The following is a 23,412-nucleotide window of genomic DNA, read 5'->3' as shown; positions in this document are numbered from 1 at the left end:
TACTGCGTCCTTCAATAGGCTTTGACGACAATGGCGGTGATGTTGTCCGGCGCGCCGCGGGTCAGGCCCAGGTGCACCAGGCTGCGCACCATCTCGTAGGGGGCGACGTGGCCGAGCACCTCCTGCAGCTCGTGTTCCTCCACGGTGCGGGTCAGGCCGTCGCTGCACAGCAGGAAGCAGTCGCCGGGCAGCACCTCGAGCTGCACCTCGGCCAGTTCCAGGCGCTCCTGGGCGCCGACGGCGCGGGTGACGATATTGCCCATGGGGTGTTCGCGCGCCTCGGCCTCGCTGAGCAGGCTGCTGTCGATCAGTTCCTGCACGTAGCTGTGGTCGTGGCTGATGGCCTGCAGCGCGCCGTCGCGCAGGCGGTACAGGCGGCTGTCGCCGGCCCACAGGCAGGCGGCCTGGCTGCCGCGGGCGACCAGCAGCACCAGGGTGCTGCCCATCATGCTCACGCCGCGGCGCCGGGCCTCCTCGCGCACCGCCTGGTTGACCTCGTCGAGGCTGTCGCGCAGCGCCTGCACATAGTCATCGAGCCGCTGCGCCGGCGCCACCCGGCGCAGGCTGTCGACGATCAGGCTGCTGACGAAATCGCCGGCGGCGTGGCCGCCCATGCCGTCGGCCACCGCCCACAGGCCGACCTCCTGGGCGTCCAGGCAGGCGTCCTCGTTGACCTGGCGGACCATGCCGACATGGCTGTGGCTGGCGGACTGGTACTGCTCCACTGCGGCTGCGCTCATCATCGGCCCTCGCTCTGCAACTGCGCGGCCAGGCCGGGCGCAGGCGAGACGTCCGCCCCCAGCAGCAGGCCGCTGAACGCCTGCGCGGCCGGCATCCCGGCGCAGCACAGCAGGCCGGCGGCGACATGCTCCGAGCCGCGCCCCCACCATAGACTGGCGCCTTCGCAGGTGAGCTGGGCCAGCACGGCCAGGCGCTCGCCCGGGCTGGCCACGCAGAAATGCATCTGCCGAAACCCCGGCGTGCGCGGCATGCGCCGGCCGTAGGACGGCGTGTCGAGGGCGGCCACCGCCGCCTCGAAGGCCTCGAACTCGCTGCCCTCCTCCAGCGTCGCCAGCAGCAGGTTCTCGACCTGCTCGTACCAGGCGTCCGGGCCGCCGAGCAGCGAACCCAGGTCGGCGTCGGCGTCCAGCAGGCAGGCGACGGTCAGCGGGAAGTAGCGGCCGACCCGGTCGACGCTGGGCATCATCACCCCGGTGACCGCCTCGTTGCCGATCAGGCCCGGGGCCAGGGCGAAGCGCCACAGCGGGCTGACCAGGTAGGCATCCAGCCAGGCCGGGCCCAGCTCCTGCTGGCTGGTGGCAATACCGCTGGCCAGCCAGGCGTCCCAGGGCTCGATAAAGCTGCTCGGCAGGCCGCGGTGAAGAAAGTCGCCGCGACTGGCCAGCTTGCCGTAAAAGCCCGCCGTCATAGCCGCTCCGGCAGGCTGAAGCCGGTCAGCACGCGGCTCTTGAACGGGTTGAAGGCGCTGCTGGCGCGCAGTTCGCAGGCCACGCTGGCGTTGTCCACGCGCAGGCGTAGGGTGAAACGGTCCGGCGAGGCGCCCGGGGTCAGGTCGGACTGTTCCAGCAGGCGGAACCAGGCCCAGGGCCCGTCCAGGGTCAGGCCGGAGCGGCCGGCGCTGGTCGGCGGGGTGATTGACAGGCGCACCACGCCCAGGCTGTTGGGGCTCGGCCACTGCATGGCCACCGGCCGGCTGGGGCCGTGGTCGTAGGTCATCTGCTGGCCGTCCAGATCGAGGATGAACTGGCTGATCGCCGCGTCCATGGCCACCGGCTTGAGCTCGAAACGCACGGTGGGCTGCACGCCGCCGGAGCGGAAGAAGGCATCGCGGATCGCCGCCGCGCGCTGGAAGGTTTGCAGCACGCCGCCGCCTATGCCTAAGCGTTCGGCCGCCCCCGGCTGCCAGCGCCAGGTGGTCGCCGAGGTGTCGACGTAGGGCTGCAGGTATTTGCGGAAGTAGCTGTCCATCACCCCGCCGACGCCGAAGAAGTTGCCGAAATCCTCCAGGGTGGCGTCGCGCGTGCTGCCGCTGTCCAGCGGGTAGCGGCCGGCCAGCGACTGGCGATAGACGTTGACCACCTCGGCCACCCAGGCCGCGTTGAGCTGGCTGCGGATACCGCCCATCATGCTGTTGGTGGTGGCGTTGACCACCGAGTTGACCAGGTTCTGCACCAGCGGCGGCTGGCGTTCGCCGGCCAGCTTGACCCGCTGCGCCGAGGCCACCGCCTGATTCTTCGCCTCGCCCAGCAGGGCATCACCGCTGGCGCCGCTCATGGCGCTGAGCTGCACGTAGAGCTCGTTGAACTGGGCCAGCAGGTCGTCGATGGGCGCGCTGTTGCTGCCCTCGGGCTTGCGCACCAGGCTGTTCAGCTCGTTGAAACGGGCGGTGATCGGGTCCACCTGCGGCGCGGCCTGTGCCTGGTTCTGCGGCGTCTGCCCGACCAGCGAGCCGAGCTGCTGCTTGAGCTTGTCCACCGTGCCGTCGGCGGCCTTGAGCTTGTCGGCGAGCAGGCGGTCTTCCTGCTGCAGGTCGGTCTCCCGCGCCACCGCCTCGAGCAGTTGCTTGAGCGGCGAATTGGGCCCGGACAGCACGCGCATCACGTCGGCGGCCTGGGCGACGCTGGTGATGGCGACGAAATCGACATCGCCGAGCAGGCTTTCCCACTGGCCGAGGAAGTCCTGGAAGTACAGGTTGCGCACCTCCAGGGCCAGGCTGGCGGCGTCCTGGTTGTCGCTCAGCGGCCGGCCCAATACCCACTGTTCCTCGGCCAGTGCGCCGGACTGGCTGAGGCTGGCGACCATGAACACCTGGCGATAGCCGCGGTAGGTGTAGAAGCCGCTGAGCGGATCGTTCAGCGGCTTGCCGCTCTTGCGGGTGAACACCAGGGCCGCGTCGCGCCCGGCCGCTTCGCTGATACGAAAATCCGCCAGGCCGTCGGGCAGCGGTTGCCGCTTGACTCGGTTGTACACCCGCTGCGCCACCGACATCTGCTGCAGCTGACGGCGCAGGTCCTCGATCAGGTTTTCGTCCAGGCGCGCCGGTGGTGGCTTGCGCGCGAACAGCGCATCGAGGTGCTCAGCGAGCGCCAGGCGCTGTTCGGGGGCCAGGTCGCGCGGCAGGCTCTGGTCCCAGTCCAGGTTGATCCAGGCCTTGATGAAGTCCGCGTCGTACTGCTCGGCGCTGGCCAGCATCAGGTAGGCCTTGAGCCCTTCGTAGAGGAAGTCGGAGTTGCCGCCGCTGCGCAGCTGTTCCTCGATGCGGGTCAGCAACCGCGGCGCCATCACCGCGATCAGCAGCTTGCGGTAGACGCTGCTGGCCTCGGCGCCGAGCATGTCGCCCTGGTACAGGCCGAAGCCCTCGGCCCAGGACGGCGGATTGTCTGCCACGTGGCGAATGGCGTTGAGCAGCGGCAGCACCGCCAGCACCTCGCGCTGCGCCGGGCTCAGGGCCTCCAGCTGGCCCTTGAGCGGCGCCACGCGGGCGTCGACCTCGGCGATATAGGCCTGGTTGGCGTTGTAGCTGGCCAGCCAGACGCCGGCGACCGCGACGAACAGCAGCACCGAGGCGGCCAGGGCGCCACGGGTGATCCACTTGCGCCGACGCTCCACCTTGGGGTTGGCGCCGACCAGCCCGCGCTCGCCGAAGGCCACCTCGCGGAACAGCCGCTCGATGAAGTAGCTGCGCCCGGTGCCGGTCTGCCGCGCCAGCTGCTGACGATCCAGGTTCATGCTCTGCGCCATGGCGCCGATCAGGCGGTCGATGGGGCTGCCTTCCTGGGTGCCGCTGGTGAAATAGACGCCGCGCAGCAGCACCCGCTCTTCATAGGGATTGGGTTTGAACACGCCGTCGAGGAAGCTGGCGAGGTTGTCGCGCAGGGCGGCGAACTGCTGCGGGAAGCCGTAGATCAGGTCGCGCCGGTTGGGGTCGCGCTCCTGCTGCAGGCGCTCGACCAGGCGCTGGGTCAGGCGCTCCTCCAGGGCGGCGAACTCCTGCCTGAAGCCGGCCAAGGGCCCTTCCCCGCTCTTGCCGTCGTCCAGGGCGAAGGTACAGCCCCAGACCTGGCCGCGCTCCTCCTTGCTGAGGCCGTCGAAGAACTCCATGAAGCCCGGCACCAGGTCGAACTTGGTCAGCATCACGTAGATCGGGAAACGCACGCCGAGCTGGGCATACAGCTCCTGCACGCGCGCCTTGATGGCGCGGGCATGGGCGGCGCGCTCGCTCTCGCTACCGAGCAGCAGGTCGGACAGGCTGATGGCGATGAAGGCGCCGTCGATGGGACGGCGCTTGCGCTGGCTCTTCAGCAGATCGAGAAAGCCCAGCCAGGCAGCCTTGTCCACCTCGGCGTGGCTGTCCTGGGTGGTGTAGCGGCCGGCGGTGTCCAGCAGCACCGCCTCGTCGGTGAACCACCAATCGCAGTTGCGCGTGCCGCCGACGCCGCGGATGGCGCCGCCGCCCATGTGCTCGGCCAGTGGGAAGTTGAGCCCGGAATTGACCAGCGCAGTGGTCTTGCCCGAACCGGGCGGGCCGATGATCACGTACCAGGGCAGCTCATAGAGGTTGCGCCGCTCCTGGCCGCCGAGCTTGGCCTTCTTCAGCAGCTGCAGGGCTTCGTCCATGCGCTGCTTGAGGGTCGCCAGCTCCTCGGCGGTGGCCACGCTGGCGGCATCCGGCGCCACTGCCACCAGCCCCTGCATGACCTTGGCGGCGTTGCGCCGGGCCTGGATCAGGCGCAGGACGCGAAAGCCGATCCAGGTCAGGAACAGCAGCGCGATGAGGATCCAGCGCACCGTCGCCGAGGCCAGCGGCTCGTAGCTGCCGATGGCGATCAGCGGGCCGACGAACCAGATCACCAGGCTCAGGGCAAGCAGGCCGAGCAGCGGCACCAGCCAGCGCACGCAGAAATTGAAGAAGGCCTTCACAGGTTGCCCTCCGCGAATACGGTGATCTCCACCCGGCGATTGCGCGCGCGGCCGGCGGCGGTCTCGTTGGAGGCCACCGGCTCGGTGTCGCTGCGCCCTTCGGCGGTGAAGCGCTCGGGCTGGCCGCTGCGCGCAGCCAGCACATCCATGACCTGCTGCGCGCGGTCCTGCGACAGCTTCCAGTTGGAGGGATAACGCAGGGTGGCGATGGGCCGGTCGTCGCTGTGGCCGGTGACCAGCACGTTGCCCTTGACCTGGCGGATGGCCTCGGCGATGCGCAGCAACAGCGGCTGCAGGGCGTCGGAAATGCTGGCGCTGCCGGAGGCGAACAGCTCGTCGCCGCGGATGGTCACCACCGAGCGATCCACCGCGTCCTCCACGGCGACGCGCTGGGCGCGGATGTCCTCTTCGAGAAAACGCGCCAGGCGCGGCCGCTCGATCAGCTTGGGCTGCAGCGGCGGGCGATCGATGGTCTGCACCGGGATCTCGCCCAGGGCATGGATGTTGCGAAACACCGGCTCGGCGTCACTGGCCAGCTTCAGGCGCAAGCCGAACAGCAAGAGCAGCAGCAGCGCCAGGCAGATGGCCGCGCCGACCCAGGGTGGGACGAACTGCGACAGCCGATCGCGCACCGCGCTGACCCCGCGCCAACGCGGCGACAGCTCGCGCTCGAACTCGCCGCGCACACTGCGGATGGTCGCCGCGGTGCGCTCGCGCAGGGCTTCGAGCTGGCTGCGGCCGTCGTTCATCACCCGGTAGCGGCCCTCGAAACCCAGGCACAGGCACAGATACAGCAGCTCGAGAAGGTTCAGCTTCTGCCGGGCGTTTTGCAGGCAATGCTCGAGCAGCTGGAACACCTTCTCGCCGCCCCAGGCCTCGTTGTGCAGGGTGATCAGCAGGCTCTGCTTGCCCCAGTCGCTGCCGCTGCCCCAGGGCGTGCTGAGCACCGCTTCGTCCAGCGCGGTACAGAGCACGTAGCGGCTGAGCATCACCTCGTCCTGCGGCACGCCGGCGCCCTTGGCCTGTTCCTCGAACTGGCGCAGATAGGCCAGCAGCTGCGCGCGCAGGCTGGCCGGCATCGGGTGGGAAATGGTGTTGCGCAGCCGCGTCAGCAACGCCAGCAGCGGTGCCGCCGCGCGCTCCAGCGGGTTGAGGCCCTGGGCCAGGCTGCTGGGCAAGGGCGCGCCAGGCATGGCCGGGGCTGGCCCGGCTGCGGGCGCCGGGCGAGGCTGCCCGCCGGGCGGCTCAGGTGCCCGGCCACCGGGGCGCGGCATGATCATGGTGCGGTCGCTGCCGCCGCCCGAGCCGCCGCCACCGTTGCCGGGTGGGCCGCCGAAGGGATCGTCGATCGGATGCATGGCGAACTATCCTCGGATGGCCCAGAAGGCCAGGTTCAAACCGGGGAACTGGCCGGCGATATGGAAGGCGAAGCCCCCCGAGTTGGCCAACTGCTTCCAATGGTCGCTGCCGCGATCCAGCTCGAAGTAGCTGGAGCCGGCGTGATAGGGAATCTGCCGTGGCGCCACCGGCATCGGCAGCAAGGCGATGCCCGGCAGCTGCAGGTTGACCAGGTCGCGGATGTGTTCCACCGAGCCGACCTTGGCCTGCTGCGGGAACAGGCTGCGCAGGTTTTCCGCCGGCACGTCGGCGCGCACCACCAGGACGAAGCTGGCGCCCTGCAGCAGGTTCTTGTCGGCCAGCATGGCCACGTGCACGCCGTAGGATTTCTCGACTATCGGGATCGGCGTGGCGCGGCTGTCGATGACCATCGACAGTGCCTGGCGCAGCTCGCGGATCACCGGGGCGAAACTGGCCGCCAGGTCGTCGTGCTCGTAGGCCGGGTACTCGGCCGGGCGCCGGCCGCTACTGGAAAAGGTGGCGAATTCGCCGGCCAGCGCCACCGCCTCGCGGTAGAAGGCCTCCGGGTGCAGCGGGCTGAGCCGGGCCAGGTGGCTGATCAGCGGCTCAGCGCGGTTGACCAGCTGCAGCAGCAGGAAATCGGCGATCTCCGAGGCGCCGCCGGCGCCGGAGGCCACCACCCTGCCCGCCAGCGCCTCGCCACGCTGGTGCAGCAGGCCCTGCAGTTCGCTGCGAAAGGCCGCCAGCGGCGGCGAGGCGGCGACGTCCAGCAATGGCGGGATGTAGTTCTCGTCGAGCAGCAAGGCATTGTCGGCGCGTTTTTCCACCACCCGCACCACGCCGATGCAGGCGTACTCGCCGAGGCCGTCGCGCTCGGTGAGCAGGCGCAGTGCCTTGCCGCCGATGGCCAGCGGCGCGCGACTCTCGAACGGCGCGTTGTCGTCGCGCACCTCGCGCACCTGGCTGACGTAGCGAGCGCCGCCAAGGGCTTCGCCCTCCTCCACGGTGTCGCGGGTGCCGGCGCGCTTGAGCGGCAGGCCGAGGTAGATCAGCTGGTCGCGCATCTGCGGGTCGACGATCAGCGGCGTCGGCGCCACGTCGTCGCCGGGAATGTCGAACGGCGTGCCGTCGGGCAGCACGCCGCGGGCGCCGAGAATGGCCAGCTTGCCCTGGGTCAGCAGCGCCGTGTCCAGCTGCAGTTCGGAGAACCCCCAGCCGCCGGCGAACATTGGCCGGCAGCGGCTGTCGACCAGGGTTTCCAGATAACGGTCATGCTGTTGCAGGTGTTGCGGGCGCAGGAACATCCCCTCGGACCACACCACTCGGTTATTCCAGGACATGAGCGAATCTCCCGAGTGGTTTATTTGGTCGGCGGCGCGGGCACGGCGCTGACCGCGCGCGCGCTGAGGCTGACGTTGAGCACGCTGGTCTGGTGCGGCGGGATGTTGACCAGCTGCCGCCACACCGAGTCGTCCAGGTCGCGGAAGGCGACCACAAAACCGAGCAGACGGCTCTGTTCGTCCAGGGTGCGGTCGAGGATCAGTTGCTCGCCGGGCTGGATCAGCAACTCGTCCTGGGCCACCAGATCGCTGCTCAGGGTGGCGTTGGCCGACTCGACCAGGGAGAAGTAGTCGGCCCGGCTGAACACCGCCCCGCTCTTCAGTTCGTACAGGCGTACCCGCACCGGTGCCGGCTGCCCGCCCGGCGCAGGATTGAGGTCGGCCGAGGCCTGGATCTGCAGACGCACCACGGTGGGCGCAGGCGGTGGCGGCTCCGATGCGCAGGCGGTCAGCAACAGTGCCAGCACTCCCCACAATATCCTTGGCATCTTTGGCGTCCTCTAGAAGTTTTATTATTTCAATTCAGAATTAACAGCCCGCCGCTCCATAACAAACACTAAGTTCTACGCAGTTTGGCGCTGTGCTCTTCATAGGCGCGACTGAACTCGCGGCCGAACAGGTCCTGGAAGTCGTCCTCCGCTTCCCGGGATATGGCGGCATAGGTTTCGGTGAACAGTTCCCAGTACTTGGCTTGGCGCCCCCCCGACAATAATCCGCCAATACCCGAAGGTTTGTTCAGACGCGCCTCCAGAGTGGCCGGCTCGAAGCGCTTCAACAGATGTTTGATGGCCGCCTGTACCCCCGCCATGACCGCCAGTTGGTGCGCGCGCAGGTCATCGAAACTTTCCGCGATGGCCTGGTCGGCCGGCATGAAGGCCTGGTTGCCGGAACGTAGCAACAGCAGCAGTGCCTCCTCGACGTTCGGCGCGAATTTCAGCGGGTTGTTCTCTACCGGCTGAATCATGGTCTGCGCCATGCGGAACTCGCCCTTGAGACTGGCGCGGGCGCGCAGCACGTCCACCAGGCCTTCGACCATCTGCCGGTAGCTGCGGCCGATGGCCTCCATCTGCGCCAGCGCCTCGCCCCGTTCGATGCGCAGCTGCGCCACCCCGGCGCCGCGCAGAAAGGCTTCCAGGGCGTCGTCGGTAGGCGCCGCCGCGCCAGGCTGCGGCGTGCCGACAGCCGGCGGAACGGCCGCGGCGACGGGCGCCGTTGGGGCGGCCGGCAGCGGCGCGGCCACTGGCACAGGCTGGGCAGCCGGCACCGCTGGCGGCGCCGACGGTGCGGCGGGCGGGGCCTGCGGCGTCGCCGCGGCGATGCCCAGTTCGGCGAAGGGATCCCAGTCCGCCGGAATCGCATGCGCCGCTGCCGGGCTGGCCTCGACCGGCGGCGCGGGCACCTGCGCCTGCGGCGGGCGGAAATCGTGGCGTTCGGCGGGAATATGATCGGGCGCGCTCGGCGGCGGTACCGCCGGTGTGGCGAGGAAGTCGAACAGGTCGGGCTTGGTGTCCAGCGGCGAGCCGCCCGCCTGCATCTGCGCCGGGGCGGCGGGCGGCGGCGCGGGCATGCTCGGCGCGCCGGCGCCTTGACGGTTCATCAGCGCATCGAAGCCGGTGAAGGGATCGCTGGCGGCGGGCAGCCCCGGCGACGATATGTCGGCGCCGGTAATCTGTACCAGGATGTCGTACTCGCCCAGGCGCACCAGCTCGCCGTCCCGCAGCGGCTCGCTATTGCCGCGGTGCAGGCGCACCCCGGCGTTGACCAGTTGCACGCCGTTGGTGCTGGTGTCGGTCAGGTAATAGGTGCCGTCGCGGAACTGGATCACGCAGTGCTGGCCCGATACCAGGCGCTCCGGGTCGGGCAATACCCAGTCGTTCTCCGGGTTGCGCCCGATGCGCAGCTCGCCGCGGTCGAGCTCCATGTCCGCACGCTGCCCGGGCGTCAGCTTGTGATAACTGGTGATGGTCAAACGCAGCGGCATTCAAACTCCTTACAAAACTTCGCTCATCGACCGCATGAGTCCCCAACCGGTGCCCTGAGTATAGGCATCACAAAGTTGACCAGTGTTGTTCAGGAGTAACACTTTGAATCTGCTTTTTTGTAATTAGCGATATAGCGAAAGACACTAAATAAAGAATTTCGGCTCGCCTATCTTAATCCGCTCGACAGTTCGTCCAGGCGCCTGGCCAATTTCTTGACAAGCCTAAAACAACGCCAAGACTTGCTCTAACAACTCGATCGGAGTGGCCATGCCCCGCTCCGAATAGAACGTAATCCACAGGATGTGGATTGAAGTCCAACGTTCGCTCTGACGGTATGCCTGCCCGCAGCAGGTTGGATATGGAGATCACCCATTGTGGTGGACGTACAGCAGCTGTTGACCGCGGTATCCCCCGACTCCCCGAGTGGCGCCGATCTCGAATACGACTCGGCGTTCCTCGAACTCGAGCGCGTCGCCCAGGGCCAACCCGAGCGCCAGATGGGCGATTCGGTATTGCCCGCCGAGCCGCCGGAATGGCGCCAGGTGCGCGATCTGTGCGTCGAGCTGTTCGCGCGCAGCAAGGATCTGCGCATCGCCAACTATTACCTGCAAAGCAGCATCGCCCTCGATGGCCTGCCCGGCCTGGCCCAGGCGCTGCAGCTGATCCAGGCGCTACTGCAGCAGTACTGGGACAGCCTCTACCCGATGCTAGACGTCGAGGACGACAACGACCCCACCTTCCGCATCAACGCCCTGGCCGGCATCGGCGCCGAGCCGGTGGTGCGGCTGTTGTGGGAGATGCCGTTGATCCGCTCGCGCGCCTTCGGCACCGTGACCTTGCGTGCCGCGCTCAATGCCAGCGGCTTGCAGCGCTTCGCCAGCGAAAGCCTGGGCCTGGAACAGGTCGCGGCGGCCTTTCGCGACAGCGACGCCGAGCAGGTCGAGGCCTGCCGCGCCGCGGTCGGTGCCGCCCAGGCGGCGCTGCAGGGGATAGAACGGGAGGTCAACGAGCGCGTCGGCTCGGACCGCGGCGCCGATCTGGGCGCCATCAAGCAACTGCTGCGGTATGCCGTGCAGATCGTTGCCGAACAGGCACCCGCCGCGACCGCGGACGAAGTTGCCGAGACGGCGCCTGCCGCAGAGGGCACCAGCGCGGCAACGCCGGGCGCGCCCGCCGCGCCGCACGTCAGTGGCGAGATCGGCAATCGCGACGACGTGCTCAAGACCCTCGACCGCATCCTCGCCTACTACGCCCGGCACGAGCCCTCCAGCCCGGTGCCGGTGCTGCTGAGCCGGGCCAAGACGCTGGTCAGCGCCGACTTCGCCACCATCGTGCGCAACCTGATCCCCGACGGCTTCTCCCAGTTCGAAAAGCTCAGGGGGCCCGACGGCGAATAGCGCCGGGTCACCTCATTCACAGCCCATAGCCGCATACGCAGCGCAGGAGGAACAAGATGGCCAACCCCAGCAGCCAGAAATTCATCGCTCGCAACCGAGCTCCACGGGTGCAGATCGAGTACGACGTGGAGCTCTACGGCGCGGAGAAGAAAGTCCAGTTGCCCTTCGTCATGGGGGTGATGGCCGACCTCGCCGGCAAACCCGCCGAACCGCTGCCGGCGGTGGCCGACCGCAAGTTCCTCGAGATCGACGTGGACAACTTCGACTCCCGGCTCAAGGCGATGAAACCGCGGGTGGCCTTCAACGTGCCCAACACCCTGACCGGCGAGGGCAACCTCAGCCTCGACATCACCTTCGAGAGCATGGACGACTTCAGCCCCGCCGCCGTGGCACGCAAGGTCGACGCCCTCAACCAGTTGCTCGAAGCCCGCACCCAGCTGGCCAACCTGCTCACCTACATGGACGGCAAGACGGGTGCCGAGGAAATGATCATGAAGGCGATCAAGGATCCGGCCCTGCTGCAGGCATTGGCCAGCGCGCCGAAACCGACCGACTCCGAGCCGCAAAGCTGATTAGAGGACGCAGACCATGGCCGAAACCATGACCGAACAGCAGGCCCAGGCCGGGACTGCTACCGAACAGACCAGCGATTTCGCTGCCCTGCTGTTGCAGGAGTTCAAACCCAAGACCGAGCGCGCCCGCGAGGCGGTGGAAACCGCGGTGCGCACCCTGGCCGAACATGCGCTGGAAAAGACCGACCTGATCTCCAACGATGCGATCAAGTCCATCGAGTCGATCATCGCCGCCATCGACGCCAAGCTCACCGAGCAGATCAACCTGATCATGCACCACCAGGATTTCCAGCAGCTGGAAAGCGCCTGGCGTGGCCTGAGCTACCTGGTCAACAACACCGAGACCGACGAGCAGTTGAAGATCCGCGTGATGAGCATCTCCAAGGGCGAGCTGCACAAGACCCTGAAGAAGTTCAAGGGCACCGCCTGGGACCAGAGCCCGATCTTCAAGAAGATGTACGAGGAGGAGTACGGCCAGTTCGGCGGCGAGCCGTACGGCTGCCTGGTCGGCGACTACTACTTCGACCAGTCGCCGCCGGATGTCGAGCTGCTCGGCGAGTTGTCCAAGGTCTGCGCGGCCATGCACGCCCCCTTCATTTCCGCGGCGTCGCCGACGGTGATGGGCATGGGCTCCTGGCAGGAGCTGTCCAACCCGCGCGACCTGACCAAGATTTTCACCACCCCCGAGTACGCCGCCTGGCGCTCGCTGCGCGAGTCCGAGGATGCGCGCTATATCGGCCTGACCATGCCGCGCTTCCTCGCCCGCCTGCCCTACGGCGCCAAGACCGATCCGGTGGATGCCTTCGCCTTCGAGGAGGACACCGCCGGCGCCGACAGCGCCAAGTACACCTGGGCCAACTCGGCCTATGCCATGGCGGTCAACATCAACCGCTCGTTCAAGCTCTATGGCTGGTGCTCGCGTATCCGCGGCGTGGAGTCCGGCGGCGAAGTGCCGAACCTGCCGGCGCACACCTTCCCCACCGACGACGGCGGCGTGGACATGAAGTGCCCGACCGAAATCGCCATCTCCGACCGGCGCGAGGCCGAGCTGGCGAAGAACGGCTTCATGCCCCTGCTGCACAAGAAGAACACCGACCTGGCGGCTTTCATCGGCGCGCAGTCGCTGCAGAAGCCGGCCGAGTACGACGACCCCGACGCCACCGCCAACGCCAACCTGGCGGCGCGCCTGCCCTACCTGTTCGCCACCTGCCGTTTCGCCCATTACCTCAAATGCATCGTGCGCGACAAGATCGGCTCGTTCAAGGAGAAGGACGACATGCAGCGCTGGCTGCAGAACTGGATCCTCAACTACGTCGACGGCGACCCGGCGCACTCCACCGAAACCACCAAGGCCCAGCACCCGCTGGCGGCCGCCGAGGTGGTGGTCGAGGAAGTCGAGGGCAACCCCGGCTACTACAGCTCGAAGTTCTTCCTGCGCCCGCACTACCAGCTCGAAGGCCTGACGGTGTCCCTGCGCCTGGTTTCCAAGCTGCCCTCGGCCAAAGGCGCCTGATCCACCCTCACATTGGTATCCGCCAAGGCGGCGGATACCGCACCACGTAGCGTGGCGCGAGCCACCAAGGAGGCATGATGGCTGTTGATATGTTCATCAAGATCGGCGATGTGGAAGGTGAGTCCGCCGACAAGTCCCATGGCAAGGAAATCGACGTGCTGGCCTGGAGCTGGGGCATGTCCCAGTCCGGCAGCATGCACGTGGGCGGCGGCGGCGGTGCCGGCAAGGTCAGTATCCAGGACATTTCCCTGACCAAGTGGATCGACAAGTCCTCGCCCAACCTGATGATGGCCTGTTCCAGCGGCAAACATTATCCCGAGGCCAAGCTGACCATTCGCAAGGCCGGCGGCGAGGATCCGGTGGAGTACCTGATCATCACCCTCAAGGAAGTGCTGGTGTCGTCGATCAGCACCGGCGGCAGCGGCGGCGAGGATCGCCTGACCGAGAACGTCACCCTCAACTTCGGCCAGGTTCAGGTCGACTATCAACCGCAGAAGCAGGACGGCAGCAAGGACGGCGGCCCGGTCAAGTACGGCTGGAACATCCGCGAGAACGTCAAGATCTGAAGCGTGACCGCCCGGCGCCGCTGCGGCGTCGGGCACTCGTTTCGCCGGTCAAGGCACCGGCGCTCGGCACGCACGCCGAGCATCGGCGCCTACGGCCAGGACACCCGCCGCACTTAGCGTCACTGCTGCGCGGCACACGAACGGAAGGACGCAGCGATGAATGCCGATGAACTTGTGCGTGCCGGTCAGCTGAACGAGGCCCTGAACGCCCTGCAGGATCAAGTGCGCAGCCAGCCGTCCAACCCCGCCCTACGCGTCTTTCTCTTTCAACTGCTGGCCGTGCTGGGCCAGTGGGGCCGCGCGCAGAACCAGCTCAAGGTCGCCGGCGAGCTGGATGCCGGCGCCCTGGCCATGGTGCAGACCTACCGCTCGGCGCTGGAATGCGAGGCGCTGCGCGGCGAAGTCTTCGCCGGGCGCCTGACCCCGGTGTTGCTGGGCCAGCCAGCGGACTGGCTGGCGCCGCTGATCCAGGCCCTCAAACTCGACGCCGAAGGCCATGCCGAGGCCGCGCAGCGCTTGCGCGAGCAGGCCTTCGACGCCGCCCCGGCCATCGCCGGCGAACTCAACGACGAGCCCTTCGCCTGGTGCGCCGATGCCGATCCGCGGCTTGGCCCGGTGCTGGAGCTGATCGTCAACGGCCGCTACGTCTGGCTGCCCATGGAGAACATCGCCAGCCTCAGCTGCGAGGCGCCCAGCGACCTGCGCGACCTGGTGTGGATGCCGGCCGAGCTGACCCTGCGCAACGGCGGCAGCACGGTGGCACTGATCCCCAGCCGCTACCCGGACACCGTCGAACTGGGCGACGACGCCGCGCGCCTGGCGCGCAAGGTCGACTGGCTGGATAGTGGCGTGCCCATCGGCCAGCGCCTGTTCGCCACCGACCGCGGCGAAACCGCGCTGTTCGACCTGCGCAGCCTGCGCTTCGCCGCCGGGGACGCCTGAGCATGGCCGAGCTGACCCTGCAGGAGCGGCTGCAGCCCTCCCTGCTCGATCGTCTCACCGACGACGACCCGGGCAACCCCAAGGAAAGTGCCGAGCGCCGGGTGATGAATCTCAATCAGCTCAAGGCCTCGGTGCTGCGCGACCTGGCCTGGCTGCTCAACACCACCGCCCTGTTCGATAGCGAAACGGCCGCACAGATGCCGGCCGGCAGCTCGGTGATCAATTTCGGCCTGCCGCCGCTGTCCGGCCACACCGCCTCGAGCATCGATGTGCAGCTGGTCGAGGACCTGCTCGCCGAGATCATCGAGACCTACGAGCCGCGCCTGCTCAAGGGCTCGCTGCGGGTGCGCGCGCAGCTCGAAGGCGAGGAGATGAACCACAACGCCCTGAGCTTCGAGATCGAGGCCGACCTCTGGGCCGAACCGGTGCCGCTGCGCCTGCTGCTGTCCACCGATCTCGACTTGGAAACCGGGCATATCAAGGTGGCGTCGGCCGACACCGGCAGGAGGCGCGCATGAACCCGCGCCTGCTCGACTACTACAACCAGGAGCTGCAGCACATCCGCGAGAGCGCCGCCGAGTTCGCCGCCGAGTTCCCCAAGATCGCCAGCCGCCTGACCCTGGCCGGCATCGACTGCGCCGATCCCTATGTCGAGCGCCTGCTGGAGGGCTTCGCCTACCTCACCGCGCGGGTGCACCTGAAACTGGATGCCGAGTACCCGACCTTCACCCATAACCTGCTGGAGATCGCCTACCCCCACTACCTGGCACCGACCCCATCGGTGGCGGTGGTACAGCTGTGCGCCGATCCCGAAGAGGGCTCGCTGGCCAGCGGCTTTCGCGTCGAGCGTGGCGCCGCCCTGCGCGGCCAGCTCGGCCACGAGGAGCAGACCGCCTGCGAGTACCGCACCTGCCACGACGTCACCCTGTGGCCGCTCACGGTCAGTCGCGCCGAGTATTTCGGCAACCCGGCCACCGCCCTCGGCCGTCTCGCCGCCGCAGAACCCAAAGCCAAGGCCGGCCTGCGCATCCGCCTCAGATGCGGCGCCGGCATGCCGTTCAAGGCCCTGGCGCTGGACAGCCTGCCGCTGTTTCTCGGCGGCGCCGACGAGCAGCCGTTTCGTCTGTACGAGCAGCTGCTGGGCAACGCCTGCGCCTTGATTATCAAGAGCGTCGATGGCGAATGGGTCGAACGCCTGCCGCTGACCTGCATCCAGGCGCGCGGCTTCGACGACGCGGATGCGGTGCTGCCGGTGGTGCCGCGCGCCTTCCAGGGCTACCGCCTGCTGCAGGAGTACTTCGCCCTGCCCAATCGCTTCCTGTTCGTCGAGTTCAGCGGGCTGTCGCGGGGCGTGGCGCGTTGCGCCGCCCAGGAGCTGGAATTGGTGGTGCTGTTCAACCGCCTCGATAGCAGCCTGGAAGGTGCGGTGTCGGCCGCCCAGTTCGTGCTTTTCTGCACCCCGGCGGTCAACCTGTTTCCGCGCCGCGCCGACCGCATCCACTTAAGCGACCGGGTCCACGAGCACCAGGTGATCGCCGACCGTACCCGCCCGCTGGACTTCGAGATTCATTCGCTGACCCAGGTCAGCGGCCACGGCAGCGGTCCCGAGCAGCCGTTCCAGCCCTTCTACGCCATTCGCGATCCGGCCCGTTACGGCCGCGAACAGGCCTATTACGTGGTGCGCCGCGAGCCGCGCCGGTTGTCCAGCCAGGCGCGCCGGCGCGGGCCGCGCTCCACCTACGTCGGCAGCGAGACCTTCGTCTCCCTGGTCGACGTCAACCAGGCGCCCTATCGCCACGACCTGCGCCAACTGGGCATCGGCGCGCTGTGCACCAACCGCGACCTGCCGCTGCTGATGCCCATCGGCACCGGCAAGAGCGACTTCACCCTCGAAGACAGCGCCCCGGTGCAGACCGTGCGTTGCCTGGCTGGGCCGAGCCGGCCGCGCGCCAGTCGCGCCCATGACGCCAGCGCCTGGCGGCTGATCAGCCAGCTGTCGCTCAACTACCTGTCGCTCAGCGAGCGCGGCCAGGGCGCCGCGGCCCTGCGCGAGTTGCTGCGCCTGTACGGCGATCCGGCCGATTCGGCGCTGCAGCTGCAGATCGAGGGCCTGCGTGAGGTGCGCAGCCAGCCCTGCACGCGGCGCCTGCCGATGCCCGGGCCGATCGTATTCGGCCGCGGCCTGGAGATCAGCCTGGAATTCGACGAGAACGCCTTTCGCGGCACCGGCGTATACCTGCTCGGCGCGGTATTCGAGCGCTTTCTCGCCCGTTACGTATCGATCAACAGTTTTACCGAAACGGTATTGCGCACCACCGAGCGCGGAGAGGTCATGCGATGGCAGGCACAACCGGGTCGCCGCCCGAACATCTGAGCGGCGCCGCCGAGATGGCCGCCGCGCCCTGGAGTTACGACTTCTTCCAGGCGCTGCGCCGTATCGAATGCACGGCCGTGGCGCAGCCGCGCATCGGCCGTTCCGTGCGCCTGGCCGACGATCCGCTGCGCCTGGGCCAGCAGCCCGACTGCAGTTTCGCCCCGGCGACCCTGGCCAGCGTGCACCAAGGCCCGGTGCCGCGTATCGAACAGTTCTTCTTCGGCCTCACCGGCCCCAACGGGCCGCTGCCGCTGCACCTGACCGAGTACGCCCGCGAGCGCCAGCGCAACAATGGCGACGCCACCTTCAAGCGCTTTCTCGACGTCTTCCACCATCGCCTGCTGACCCTGTTCTACCGCGCCTGGGCCGAGGCGCGGCCCACCGTCAGCCACGACCGGCCAGACGACGACTACTGGTCGATGCGCCTGGCCGCCCTGTCCGGCCGCGGCATGCCCAGCCTGCTCGGCCAGGGCCCGCTGGCCGATTCGGCGAGCCTGCACTTCAGCGGCCACCTGGCCGCGCAGACCCGCTACCCGGACGGCCTGCGCAGCATCCTCGAAGCCTATTTCGAGGTGCCGGTGCGCATCGAGGAATACGTCGGCCAGTGGCTGCAGCTGCCGCAGTACAGCCAGGTCGGCGCGGCCGCCTGCACCCTCGGCAGCGACCTGTGCCTGGGCACCCACGTGTGGGATCGCCAGCACAAGTTCCGCATCCGTCTCGGCCCGTTGAGCCTCGAGCAGTACCAGCGCCTGCTGCCGGGCCAGGAGAACTTCGCCGAGCTGGCCGCCTGGGTCGCCGAGCACCAGGGCGACGAGTTGGACTGGGAGATCAACCTGGTGCTGCGCTGCCAGGAGGTGCCGCGCATCGACCTCGACGGCGGCACCCAGCTCGGCTTCAACACCTGGCTCGGCACCCCGTTGCACGACCCCGACGACCTCTCGCTGGTACGCGACTACGCCAGCCAATCCATCCCCGATTCGAGGAGCTGCGAACATGAGTGAGATCAGCCGCGCCGCGCTGTTCGGCAAGTTGAACAGCCTGGCCTACAAGGCCATCGAAGCCGCCACGGTGTTCTGCAAGCTGCGCGGCAACCCCTACGTCGAACTGGTGCACTGGCTGCACCAGATCCTCCAGCTGCAGGACTCCGACCTGCACCAGCTGGTGCGCCAGTTCAGCCTCGACCCGGCGCGCCTGGCCAAGGACATCACCGAGGCGCTGGATCACCTGCCGCGCGGTTCCACCTCGATCACCGACCTGTCCTCCCACGTCGAGGAAGCGGTCGAGCGCGGCTGGGTCTACGGCAGCCTGATGTTCGGCGAGAGCCAGGTGCGCACCGCCTACCTGATCGTCGGCATCCTCAAGACGCCGAGCCTGCGCCATGCGCTGACGGCGATTTCCCGCGAGTTCGACAAGATCAAGGTGGAGAGCCTGATCGAGCGCTTCGACGAGTATGTCGGCAACTCGCCGGAGAACGGCCTCGGCGCCAGCGACGGCTTCAACGCCGCCGGCGCGCCGGGCGAAGCCAGCGGCGCCATGGCCCCCAGCGCCATGGGCAAGCAGGAGGCGCTCAAGCGCTTCACCGTCGACCTCACCGAGCAGGCGCGCAGCGGCAAGCTCGACCCCATAGTCGGGCGCGACGAGGAGATCCGCCAACTGGTGGACATCCTCATGCGCCGCCGGCAGAACAACCCGATCCTCACCGGCGAGGCCGGCGTCGGCAAGACCGCGGTGGTCGAGGGCTTCGCCCTGCGCATCGTCGCCGGCGACGTGCCGCCGAGCCTCAAGGACGTCGAGCTGCGCGCCCTCGACGTCGGCCTGCTGCAGGCCGGGGCGAGCATGAAGGGCGAGTTCGAGCAGCGCCTGCGCCAGGTGATCGAGGACGTGCAGAGCTCACCCAAGCCGATCATCCTGTTCATCGACGAGGCCCACACCCTGGTCGGTGCCGGCGGCGCGGCCGGCACTGGCGATGCCGCCAACCTGCTCAAGCCGGCGCTGGCGCGCGGTACCCTGCGCACCGTGGCGGCCACCACCTGGGCCGAGTACAAGAAGCACATCGAGAAAGACCCGGCGCTGACCCGGCGCTTCCAGGTGGTGCAGGTGGACGAGCCGTCCGAGCACAAGGCGATCCTGATGATGCGCGGCGTGGCCTCGACCATGGAGCAGCACCACAAGGTGCAGATTCTCGATGAGGCGCTGGAGGCCGCGGTCAAGCTGTCGCACCGCTATATCCCGGCGCGCCAACTGCCGGACAAGTCGGTGAGCCTGCTGGATACCGCCTGCGCCCGCGTCGCCATCAGCCTGCACGCGGTGCCGGCCGAGGTGGACGATAGCCGCCGGCGGATCGAGGCGTTGGAAACCGAGCTGGCCATCATCGCCCGCGAACAGGCCATCGGCATCGCCATCGGCAGCCGCCAGAGCGACGTGCAAGGCGCCCTGGCCGAGGAGCGCGAGCGCCTGGCCGCCCTGGAAAGCCGCTGGAGCGAGGAAAAGGCCCTGGTCGACGAGCTGCTGGCGACCCGCGCCAGCCTGCGCGCCGCCGCCGAAGCGGTGGACACCACCGGCGCGGCCCAGGCGCAGCCGCCGAGCCCGCAGCTGAGCGACGACGAACGCCAGGCGCTGCACGGCAAACTGGCGGATCTGCAGAGCCGCCTCAGCGCGCTGCAGGGTGAAACGCCACTGATCCTGCCCACCGTCGATTACCAGGCGGTGGCCTCGGTGGTCGCCGACTGGACCGGCATCCCGGTCGGGCGCATGGCGCGCAACGAGATCGACACCGTGCTGCGCCTCGACGAGCACCTGAAAAAACGCATCATCGGCCAGGACCACGCCCTGAGCATGATCGCCAAGCGCATCCAGACCTCACGCGCCGGGCTGGACAACCCGAGCAAGCCGATCGGCGTTTTCCTTCTCGCCGGCACCTCCGGGGTGGGCAAGACCGAGACCGCCCTGGCCCTGGCCGAGGCCATGTACGGCGGCGAGCAGAACGTCATCACCATCAACATGAGCGAGTTCCAGGAGGCGCACACCGTCTCCACCTTGAAGGGCGCCCCGCCCGGCTACGTCGGCTACGGCGAAGGCGGCGTGCTGACCGAGGCCGTGCGGCGCAAGCCCTACAGCGTGGTGCTGCTGGACGAGGTGGAAAAGGCCCACCCGGACGTGCACGAAATCTTCTTCCAGGTGTTCGACAAGGGCGTGATGGAAGACGGCGAAGGCCGCATGATCGATTTCAAGAACTGCCTGATCCTGCTCACCACCAACGCCGGTACCGAGATGATCGCCGGCCTGTGCAGCGACCCCGAGCTGATGCCGGACCCCGAGGCCATCGCCAAGTCGCTGCGCGAGCCGCTGCTCAAGGTGTTCCCCCCGGCCCTGCTCGGCCGCCTGGTGACCATCCCCTACTACCCGCTGAGCGACAAGATGCTCGAGAGCATCAGCCGGCTGCAGCTGGACCGCATCAAGAAGCGTGTGGAGGCCACGCACAAGGTGCCGTTCGACTACGAGCAGAGCGTGCTCGACCTGGTGGTGTCGCGCTGCACCGAGGCCGAGAGCGGTGGCCGGCAGATCGACGCCATCCTCACCAACAGCCTGCTGCCGGACCTGTCGCGCGAGTTTCTCGGCCGCCTGCTGGAGGGCAAGCCGCTGGCCGGTGTGCATATCGGCGCCGAAAATGGCCAGTTCAGCTACCGCTTCGACTAGCAGGCCGTGATCGCCAAGGGAGAACGTAGATGGCACTGACCCAATCCCAGCGCCTGGTGCAGGTCAACGGCCCGCTGGGCGCCAACGTCCTGCTGCTGCAGAGCCTGGAAGGCAGCGAGGAACTCGGGCGGCCCTTCCAGTACCACCTGGAGCTGACCTCGGAGGACGCCTCGGTCAAGTTCGACCAACTGCTGGGTAAACCCATGGGCCTGGCGCTGGAGCTGTACGACGGCGGCGAGCGTTACTTCCACGGCATCGTCTGTGCCTGCCGGCAGACCGTCGGCACCGGCCAGTACGCCGGCTACCAGGTGACCCTGCGGCCCTGGCTGTGGCTGCTCAGCCGCACCTCGGACTGCCGCATCTTCCAGAACAAGACGGTGCCGGACATCATCAAGCAGGTGTTCCGCGACCTGGGGTTCTCCGACTTCGAGGACAGCCTCAGCGGCAGCTACCGCGAGTGGGAATACTGCGTGCAGTACCGCGAAACCAGCTTCGACTTCGTCAGCCGGCTGATGGAGCAGGAAGGCATCTACTACTACTTCCGCCACGAAAAGGCGCGCCACGTGCTGGTGCTGGCCGATGCCTACGGCGCCCATTCGACGGTGGAGGGCTACGCCTCGGTGCCTTTCTTCCCGCCCGAGCAGCAGATGCGCGAGCGCGATCATTTCTACGACTGGCAACTGGCGCGCGAGGTACAGCCCGGCGCCCTGGCGCTGACCGACTACGATTTCCAGCGCCCCAGCGCCAGCCTGGAGGTGCGCTCCAGTGTGTCGCGCAGCCACAGCAACGCCGAATACCCGCTGTTCGACTACCCCGGCGAGTACGTGCAGAGCAAGGACGGCGAGCATTACGCGCGCACCCGCATCGAGGCCATCCACACCCGCTTCGAGCGCGTGCAGCTGCGCGGCCGCGCCCGCGGCCTGGGCTCGGGGCACCTGTTCAAGCTCAGCGGCTACGAGCGCGCCGACCAGAACCGCGAATACCTGGTGGTGGGCGCGCGCTACCGCATCCACCAGGAGCCCTACGAAACCGGCTTCGGCGACAGCAGCGAGCAGTTCACCAGCGAGCTGGACTGCATGGACGCCAGCCAGGCCTTCCGCCCGCTGCCGCTGACGCCGCTGCCCATCGTCCGTGGGCCGCAAACCGCCATGGTGGTCGGGCCCAGCGGCGAGGAGATCTGGACCGACCAGTACGGCCGGGTCAAGGTGCACTTCTACTGGGATCGCCACGACCAGTCCGACGAGAACAGCTCCTGCTGGATGCGCGTGTCGCAGGCCTGGGCCGGCAAGAACTGGGGCGCGATCCAGCTGCCGCGCATCGGCCAGGAGGTGATCGTCAGCTTCCTCGAAGGCGACCCGGACCGGCCGATCATCACCGGCCGCGTCTACAACGCCGAGCAGACGGTGCCCTACGACCTGCCGGCCAACGCCACCCAGAGCGGGGTCAAGAGCCGTTCGAGCAAGGAAGGCACGCCGGCCAACTTCAACGAGATCCGCATGGAGGACAAGAAGGGCGAAGAGCAGCTGTTCATCCACGCGGAAAAGAACCAGGACATCGAGGTGGAGAACGACGAGACCCACTGGGTCGGCCACGATCGCACCAAGATCATCGACAACGACGAAACCGTGCACGTCAAACACGACCGCACCGAGACGGTGGACAACATCGAGACCATCACCATCGGCGTGGACCGTATCGAGAAGGTCGGCAACAACGAATCCATCACCATCGGCGTCAACCGCACCGAAAGCGTCGGCAGCAACGAAGACATCACCATCGGCGCCAACCGCACCGAGAACGTCGGCAGCAACGAGAGCATCACCATCGGCAGCAACCGCACCGAGAACGTCGGCAGCGACGAGAGCATCACCATCGGCAACAACCGCACCGAGAACGTCGGCAGCAACGAGAACATCACCATCGGCAGCAACCGCACCGAGAGCGTCGGCAGCAACGAAGAGATCAGCATCGGCAGCAACCAGAGCACCAGCATCGGCAAGAACGAGTCGCGCAGCGTCGGCCAGAGCCGCGATAGCAGCATCGGCAAGGACGACAGCCTGAGCGTCGGCAAGAACTTCTCGCTGACCGCCGGCGACTCCATCACCCTGACCACCGGCTCGGCCAGCATCACCATGAAAAAGGACGGCACCATCACCATCCGCGGCAAGGACATCACCATCGACGGCTCCGGCGCGATCAACGTCAAGGCGAGCAAGAACGTGGTGGTCAAGGGGCAGAAGATTCTGCAGAACTAGCAGGCCGGTTCTACCCACGGCCAGGAGCCCAGCTATGACGGTTCAATACTGCCTGCCCAGCCAGGCGCGCCTCGACGGCGTGATGATCGGCACCCTGCTCGCCCTGTCCGAGGACGGCGTGCCGCGGGTGAACTTTCCCGGTTGCGCCGATGCCCTGGGACTTGTCGCCCGCAGCATGGCGCCGCTGGCCGCCGCGGATATCGGCGCCCAGGTCGCGCTGATGTTCGAGAACGGCGACCCGAGTCGCCCGCTGCTGATCGGCCGCCTGCTCGGCGCGCCGGCGACGCCCCAGGTGCAGCTGGACGACGAACGCCTGGAGCTGCGCGCCGAACGGGAAATCGTGCTGCGCTGCGGCAAGGCCAGCATCACCCTGACCCGCGCCGGCAAGGTGATCATCCAGGGCGCCTACCTCTCCAGCCGCTCCAGCGGGGTCAACCGCATCAAGGGCGGCTCGGTGCAGATCAACTAGAAGGCG

Annotated in this window: 18 protein-coding genes; 11 read left to right on the top strand and 7 right to left on the bottom strand. The window is 67.9% G+C overall.

Translation table 11 applies throughout. The features are described 5' to 3' along the window. Positions 1-11: 11 nt before the first annotated feature. From ACIGFL_RS22605 to tagH, 7 genes are all read right to left on the bottom strand, one after another. Positions 12-740, bottom strand: coding sequence for a PP2C family serine/threonine-protein phosphatase (locus ACIGFL_RS22605; protein ID WP_021443435.1), 729 nt, complete (start codon positions 738-740; stop codon positions 12-14). After that, positions 740-1,429 (bottom strand): type VI secretion system-associated protein TagF, encoded by a 690-nt coding sequence (gene tagF, locus ACIGFL_RS22600; protein WP_021443434.1) that lies wholly within the window; start codon positions 1,427-1,429, stop codon positions 740-742. The genes ACIGFL_RS22605 and tagF overlap by 1 nt, the downstream gene beginning before the upstream one ends. Then, entirely contained in the window at positions 1,426-4,941 is a 3,516-nt protein-coding gene (gene tssM, locus ACIGFL_RS22595; RefSeq protein ID WP_397498648.1) for a type VI secretion system membrane subunit TssM, read from the bottom strand. The genes tagF and tssM overlap by 4 nt, the downstream gene beginning before the upstream one ends. Further along, a complete protein-coding gene (locus tag ACIGFL_RS22590; protein WP_122107896.1) occupies positions 4,938-6,299 on the bottom strand; it encodes a DotU family type VI secretion system protein in 1,362 nt (453 codons plus the stop codon). Before ACIGFL_RS22590 ends, tssM begins: the two co-directional genes overlap by 4 nt. Before the next feature lie 6 nt (positions 6,300-6,305). Next, positions 6,306-7,640, bottom strand: coding sequence for a type VI secretion system baseplate subunit TssK (gene tssK, locus ACIGFL_RS22585; protein WP_031303387.1), 1,335 nt, complete (start codon positions 7,638-7,640; stop codon positions 6,306-6,308). A 20-nt stretch (positions 7,641-7,660) separates the two neighbouring features. Continuing rightward, on the bottom strand, positions 7,661-8,128 hold the full coding sequence (gene tssJ / locus ACIGFL_RS22580) for a type VI secretion system lipoprotein TssJ (protein ID WP_031303386.1): 468 nt from the start codon (positions 8,126-8,128) through the stop codon (positions 7,661-7,663). A gap of 68 nt (positions 8,129-8,196) precedes the next feature. After that, complete coding sequence (gene tagH, locus ACIGFL_RS22575; RefSeq protein WP_122107894.1) at positions 8,197-9,621, bottom strand: type VI secretion system-associated FHA domain protein TagH; 1,425 nt, start codon at positions 9,619-9,621, stop codon at positions 8,197-8,199. Between the two features lie 375 nt (positions 9,622-9,996). Here tagH and tssA point away from each other — a divergent pair, with 375 nt between their 5' ends. The 11 genes from tssA (at position 9,997) to ACIGFL_RS22520 (ending at position 23,406) form a co-directional block, all read left to right on the top strand. After that, positions 9,997-11,019 (top strand): type VI secretion system protein TssA, encoded by a 1,023-nt coding sequence (tssA, locus tag ACIGFL_RS22570; RefSeq protein WP_397498647.1) that lies wholly within the window; start codon positions 9,997-9,999, stop codon positions 11,017-11,019. A 56-nt stretch (positions 11,020-11,075) separates the two neighbouring features. Beyond that, on the top strand, positions 11,076-11,591 hold the full coding sequence (gene tssB, locus ACIGFL_RS22565) for a type VI secretion system contractile sheath small subunit (RefSeq protein WP_003245007.1): 516 nt from the start codon (positions 11,076-11,078) through the stop codon (positions 11,589-11,591). Positions 11,592-11,607: 16 nt separating this feature from the next. Continuing rightward, positions 11,608-13,104, top strand: a complete 1,497-nt coding sequence (gene tssC / locus ACIGFL_RS22560) for a type VI secretion system contractile sheath large subunit (protein ID WP_397498646.1) — start codon at positions 11,608-11,610, stop codon at positions 13,102-13,104. Between the two features lie 77 nt (positions 13,105-13,181). Further along, positions 13,182-13,670 carry an Hcp family type VI secretion system effector gene (locus ACIGFL_RS22555; RefSeq protein ID WP_397498645.1) on the top strand — a complete coding sequence of 163 codons (489 nt, stop codon included), beginning with the start codon at positions 13,182-13,184 and terminating at the stop codon, positions 13,668-13,670. A 156-nt stretch (positions 13,671-13,826) separates the two neighbouring features. Continuing rightward, positions 13,827-14,612, top strand: a complete 786-nt coding sequence (locus ACIGFL_RS22550; protein ID WP_397498644.1) for a type VI secretion system accessory protein TagJ — start codon at positions 13,827-13,829, stop codon at positions 14,610-14,612. A gap of 2 nt (positions 14,613-14,614) precedes the next feature. After that, positions 14,615-15,130 (top strand): type VI secretion system baseplate subunit TssE, encoded by a 516-nt coding sequence (tssE, locus tag ACIGFL_RS22545; RefSeq protein ID WP_397498643.1) that lies wholly within the window; start codon positions 14,615-14,617, stop codon positions 15,128-15,130. After that, positions 15,127-16,986 (top strand): type VI secretion system baseplate subunit TssF, encoded by a 1,860-nt coding sequence (gene tssF, locus ACIGFL_RS22540; RefSeq protein ID WP_397498642.1) that lies wholly within the window; start codon positions 15,127-15,129, stop codon positions 16,984-16,986. The genes tssE and tssF overlap by 4 nt, the downstream gene beginning before the upstream one ends. After that, complete coding sequence (gene tssG, locus ACIGFL_RS22535) at positions 16,950-17,987, top strand: type VI secretion system baseplate subunit TssG (RefSeq protein WP_021444751.1); 1,038 nt, start codon at positions 16,950-16,952, stop codon at positions 17,985-17,987. The genes tssF and tssG overlap by 37 nt, the downstream gene beginning before the upstream one ends. Then, entirely contained in the window at positions 17,980-20,682 is a 2,703-nt protein-coding gene (gene tssH, locus ACIGFL_RS22530; protein ID WP_397498641.1) for a type VI secretion system ATPase TssH, read from the top strand. The genes tssG and tssH overlap by 8 nt, the downstream gene beginning before the upstream one ends. A 29-nt stretch (positions 20,683-20,711) precedes the next feature. Continuing rightward, complete coding sequence (locus tag ACIGFL_RS22525) at positions 20,712-22,937, top strand: type VI secretion system Vgr family protein (protein WP_397498640.1); 2,226 nt, start codon at positions 20,712-20,714, stop codon at positions 22,935-22,937. A 34-nt stretch (positions 22,938-22,971) separates the two neighbouring features. Further along, positions 22,972-23,406 carry a DUF6484 domain-containing protein gene (locus ACIGFL_RS22520; protein WP_397498639.1) on the top strand — a complete coding sequence of 145 codons (435 nt, stop codon included), beginning with the start codon at positions 22,972-22,974 and terminating at the stop codon, positions 23,404-23,406. The last annotated feature ends 6 nt before the right edge of the window (positions 23,407-23,412 follow it).

It is taken from the genome of Pseudomonas sp. NPDC077649 (genome assembly GCF_044542855.1).
Taxonomy (GTDB): domain Bacteria; phylum Pseudomonadota; class Gammaproteobacteria; order Pseudomonadales; family Pseudomonadaceae; genus Aquipseudomonas.
Note: the sequence above shows the minus strand (reverse complement) of the source record. Positions and strands in the feature narration are given on the sequence as shown.

Bases quoted from the DNA above. Each gene is read 5' to 3' on its own strand.
- tssF (WP_397498642.1), top strand. From the start codon at position 15,127: ATGAACCCGCGCCTGCTCGACTACTACAACCAGGAGCTGCAGCACATC.
- ACIGFL_RS22555 (WP_397498645.1), top strand. From the start codon at position 13,182: ATGGCTGTTGATATGTTCATCAAGATCGGCGATGTGGAAGGTGAGTCC.
- ACIGFL_RS22590 (WP_122107896.1), bottom strand. From the start codon at position 6,299: ATGCATCCGATCGACGATCCCTTCGGCGGCCCACCCGGCAACGGTGGC.
- tssH (WP_397498641.1), top strand. From the start codon at position 17,980: ATGAGTGAGATCAGCCGCGCCGCGCTGTTCGGCAAGTTGAACAGCCTG.
- tagF (WP_021443434.1), bottom strand. From the start codon at position 1,429: ATGACGGCGGGCTTTTACGGCAAGCTGGCCAGTCGCGGCGACTTTCTT.
- tssB (WP_003245007.1), top strand. From the start codon at position 11,076: ATGGCCAACCCCAGCAGCCAGAAATTCATCGCTCGCAACCGAGCTCCA.
- tssK (WP_031303387.1), bottom strand. From the start codon at position 7,640: ATGTCCTGGAATAACCGAGTGGTGTGGTCCGAGGGGATGTTCCTGCGC.
- ACIGFL_RS22520 (WP_397498639.1), top strand. From the start codon at position 22,972: ATGACGGTTCAATACTGCCTGCCCAGCCAGGCGCGCCTCGACGGCGTG.
- tagH (WP_122107894.1), bottom strand. From the start codon at position 9,621: ATGCCGCTGCGTTTGACCATCACCAGTTATCACAAGCTGACGCCCGGG.
- tssG (WP_021444751.1), top strand. From the start codon at position 16,950: ATGGCAGGCACAACCGGGTCGCCGCCCGAACATCTGAGCGGCGCCGCC.
- tssC (WP_397498646.1), top strand. From the start codon at position 11,608: ATGGCCGAAACCATGACCGAACAGCAGGCCCAGGCCGGGACTGCTACC.
- ACIGFL_RS22525 (WP_397498640.1), top strand. From the start codon at position 20,712: ATGGCACTGACCCAATCCCAGCGCCTGGTGCAGGTCAACGGCCCGCTG.
- ACIGFL_RS22605 (WP_021443435.1), bottom strand. From the start codon at position 740: ATGAGCGCAGCCGCAGTGGAGCAGTACCAGTCCGCCAGCCACAGCCAT.
- tssE (WP_397498643.1), top strand. From the start codon at position 14,615: ATGGCCGAGCTGACCCTGCAGGAGCGGCTGCAGCCCTCCCTGCTCGAT.
- tssJ (WP_031303386.1), bottom strand. From the start codon at position 8,128: ATGCCAAGGATATTGTGGGGAGTGCTGGCACTGTTGCTGACCGCCTGC.
- ACIGFL_RS22550 (WP_397498644.1), top strand. From the start codon at position 13,827: ATGAATGCCGATGAACTTGTGCGTGCCGGTCAGCTGAACGAGGCCCTG.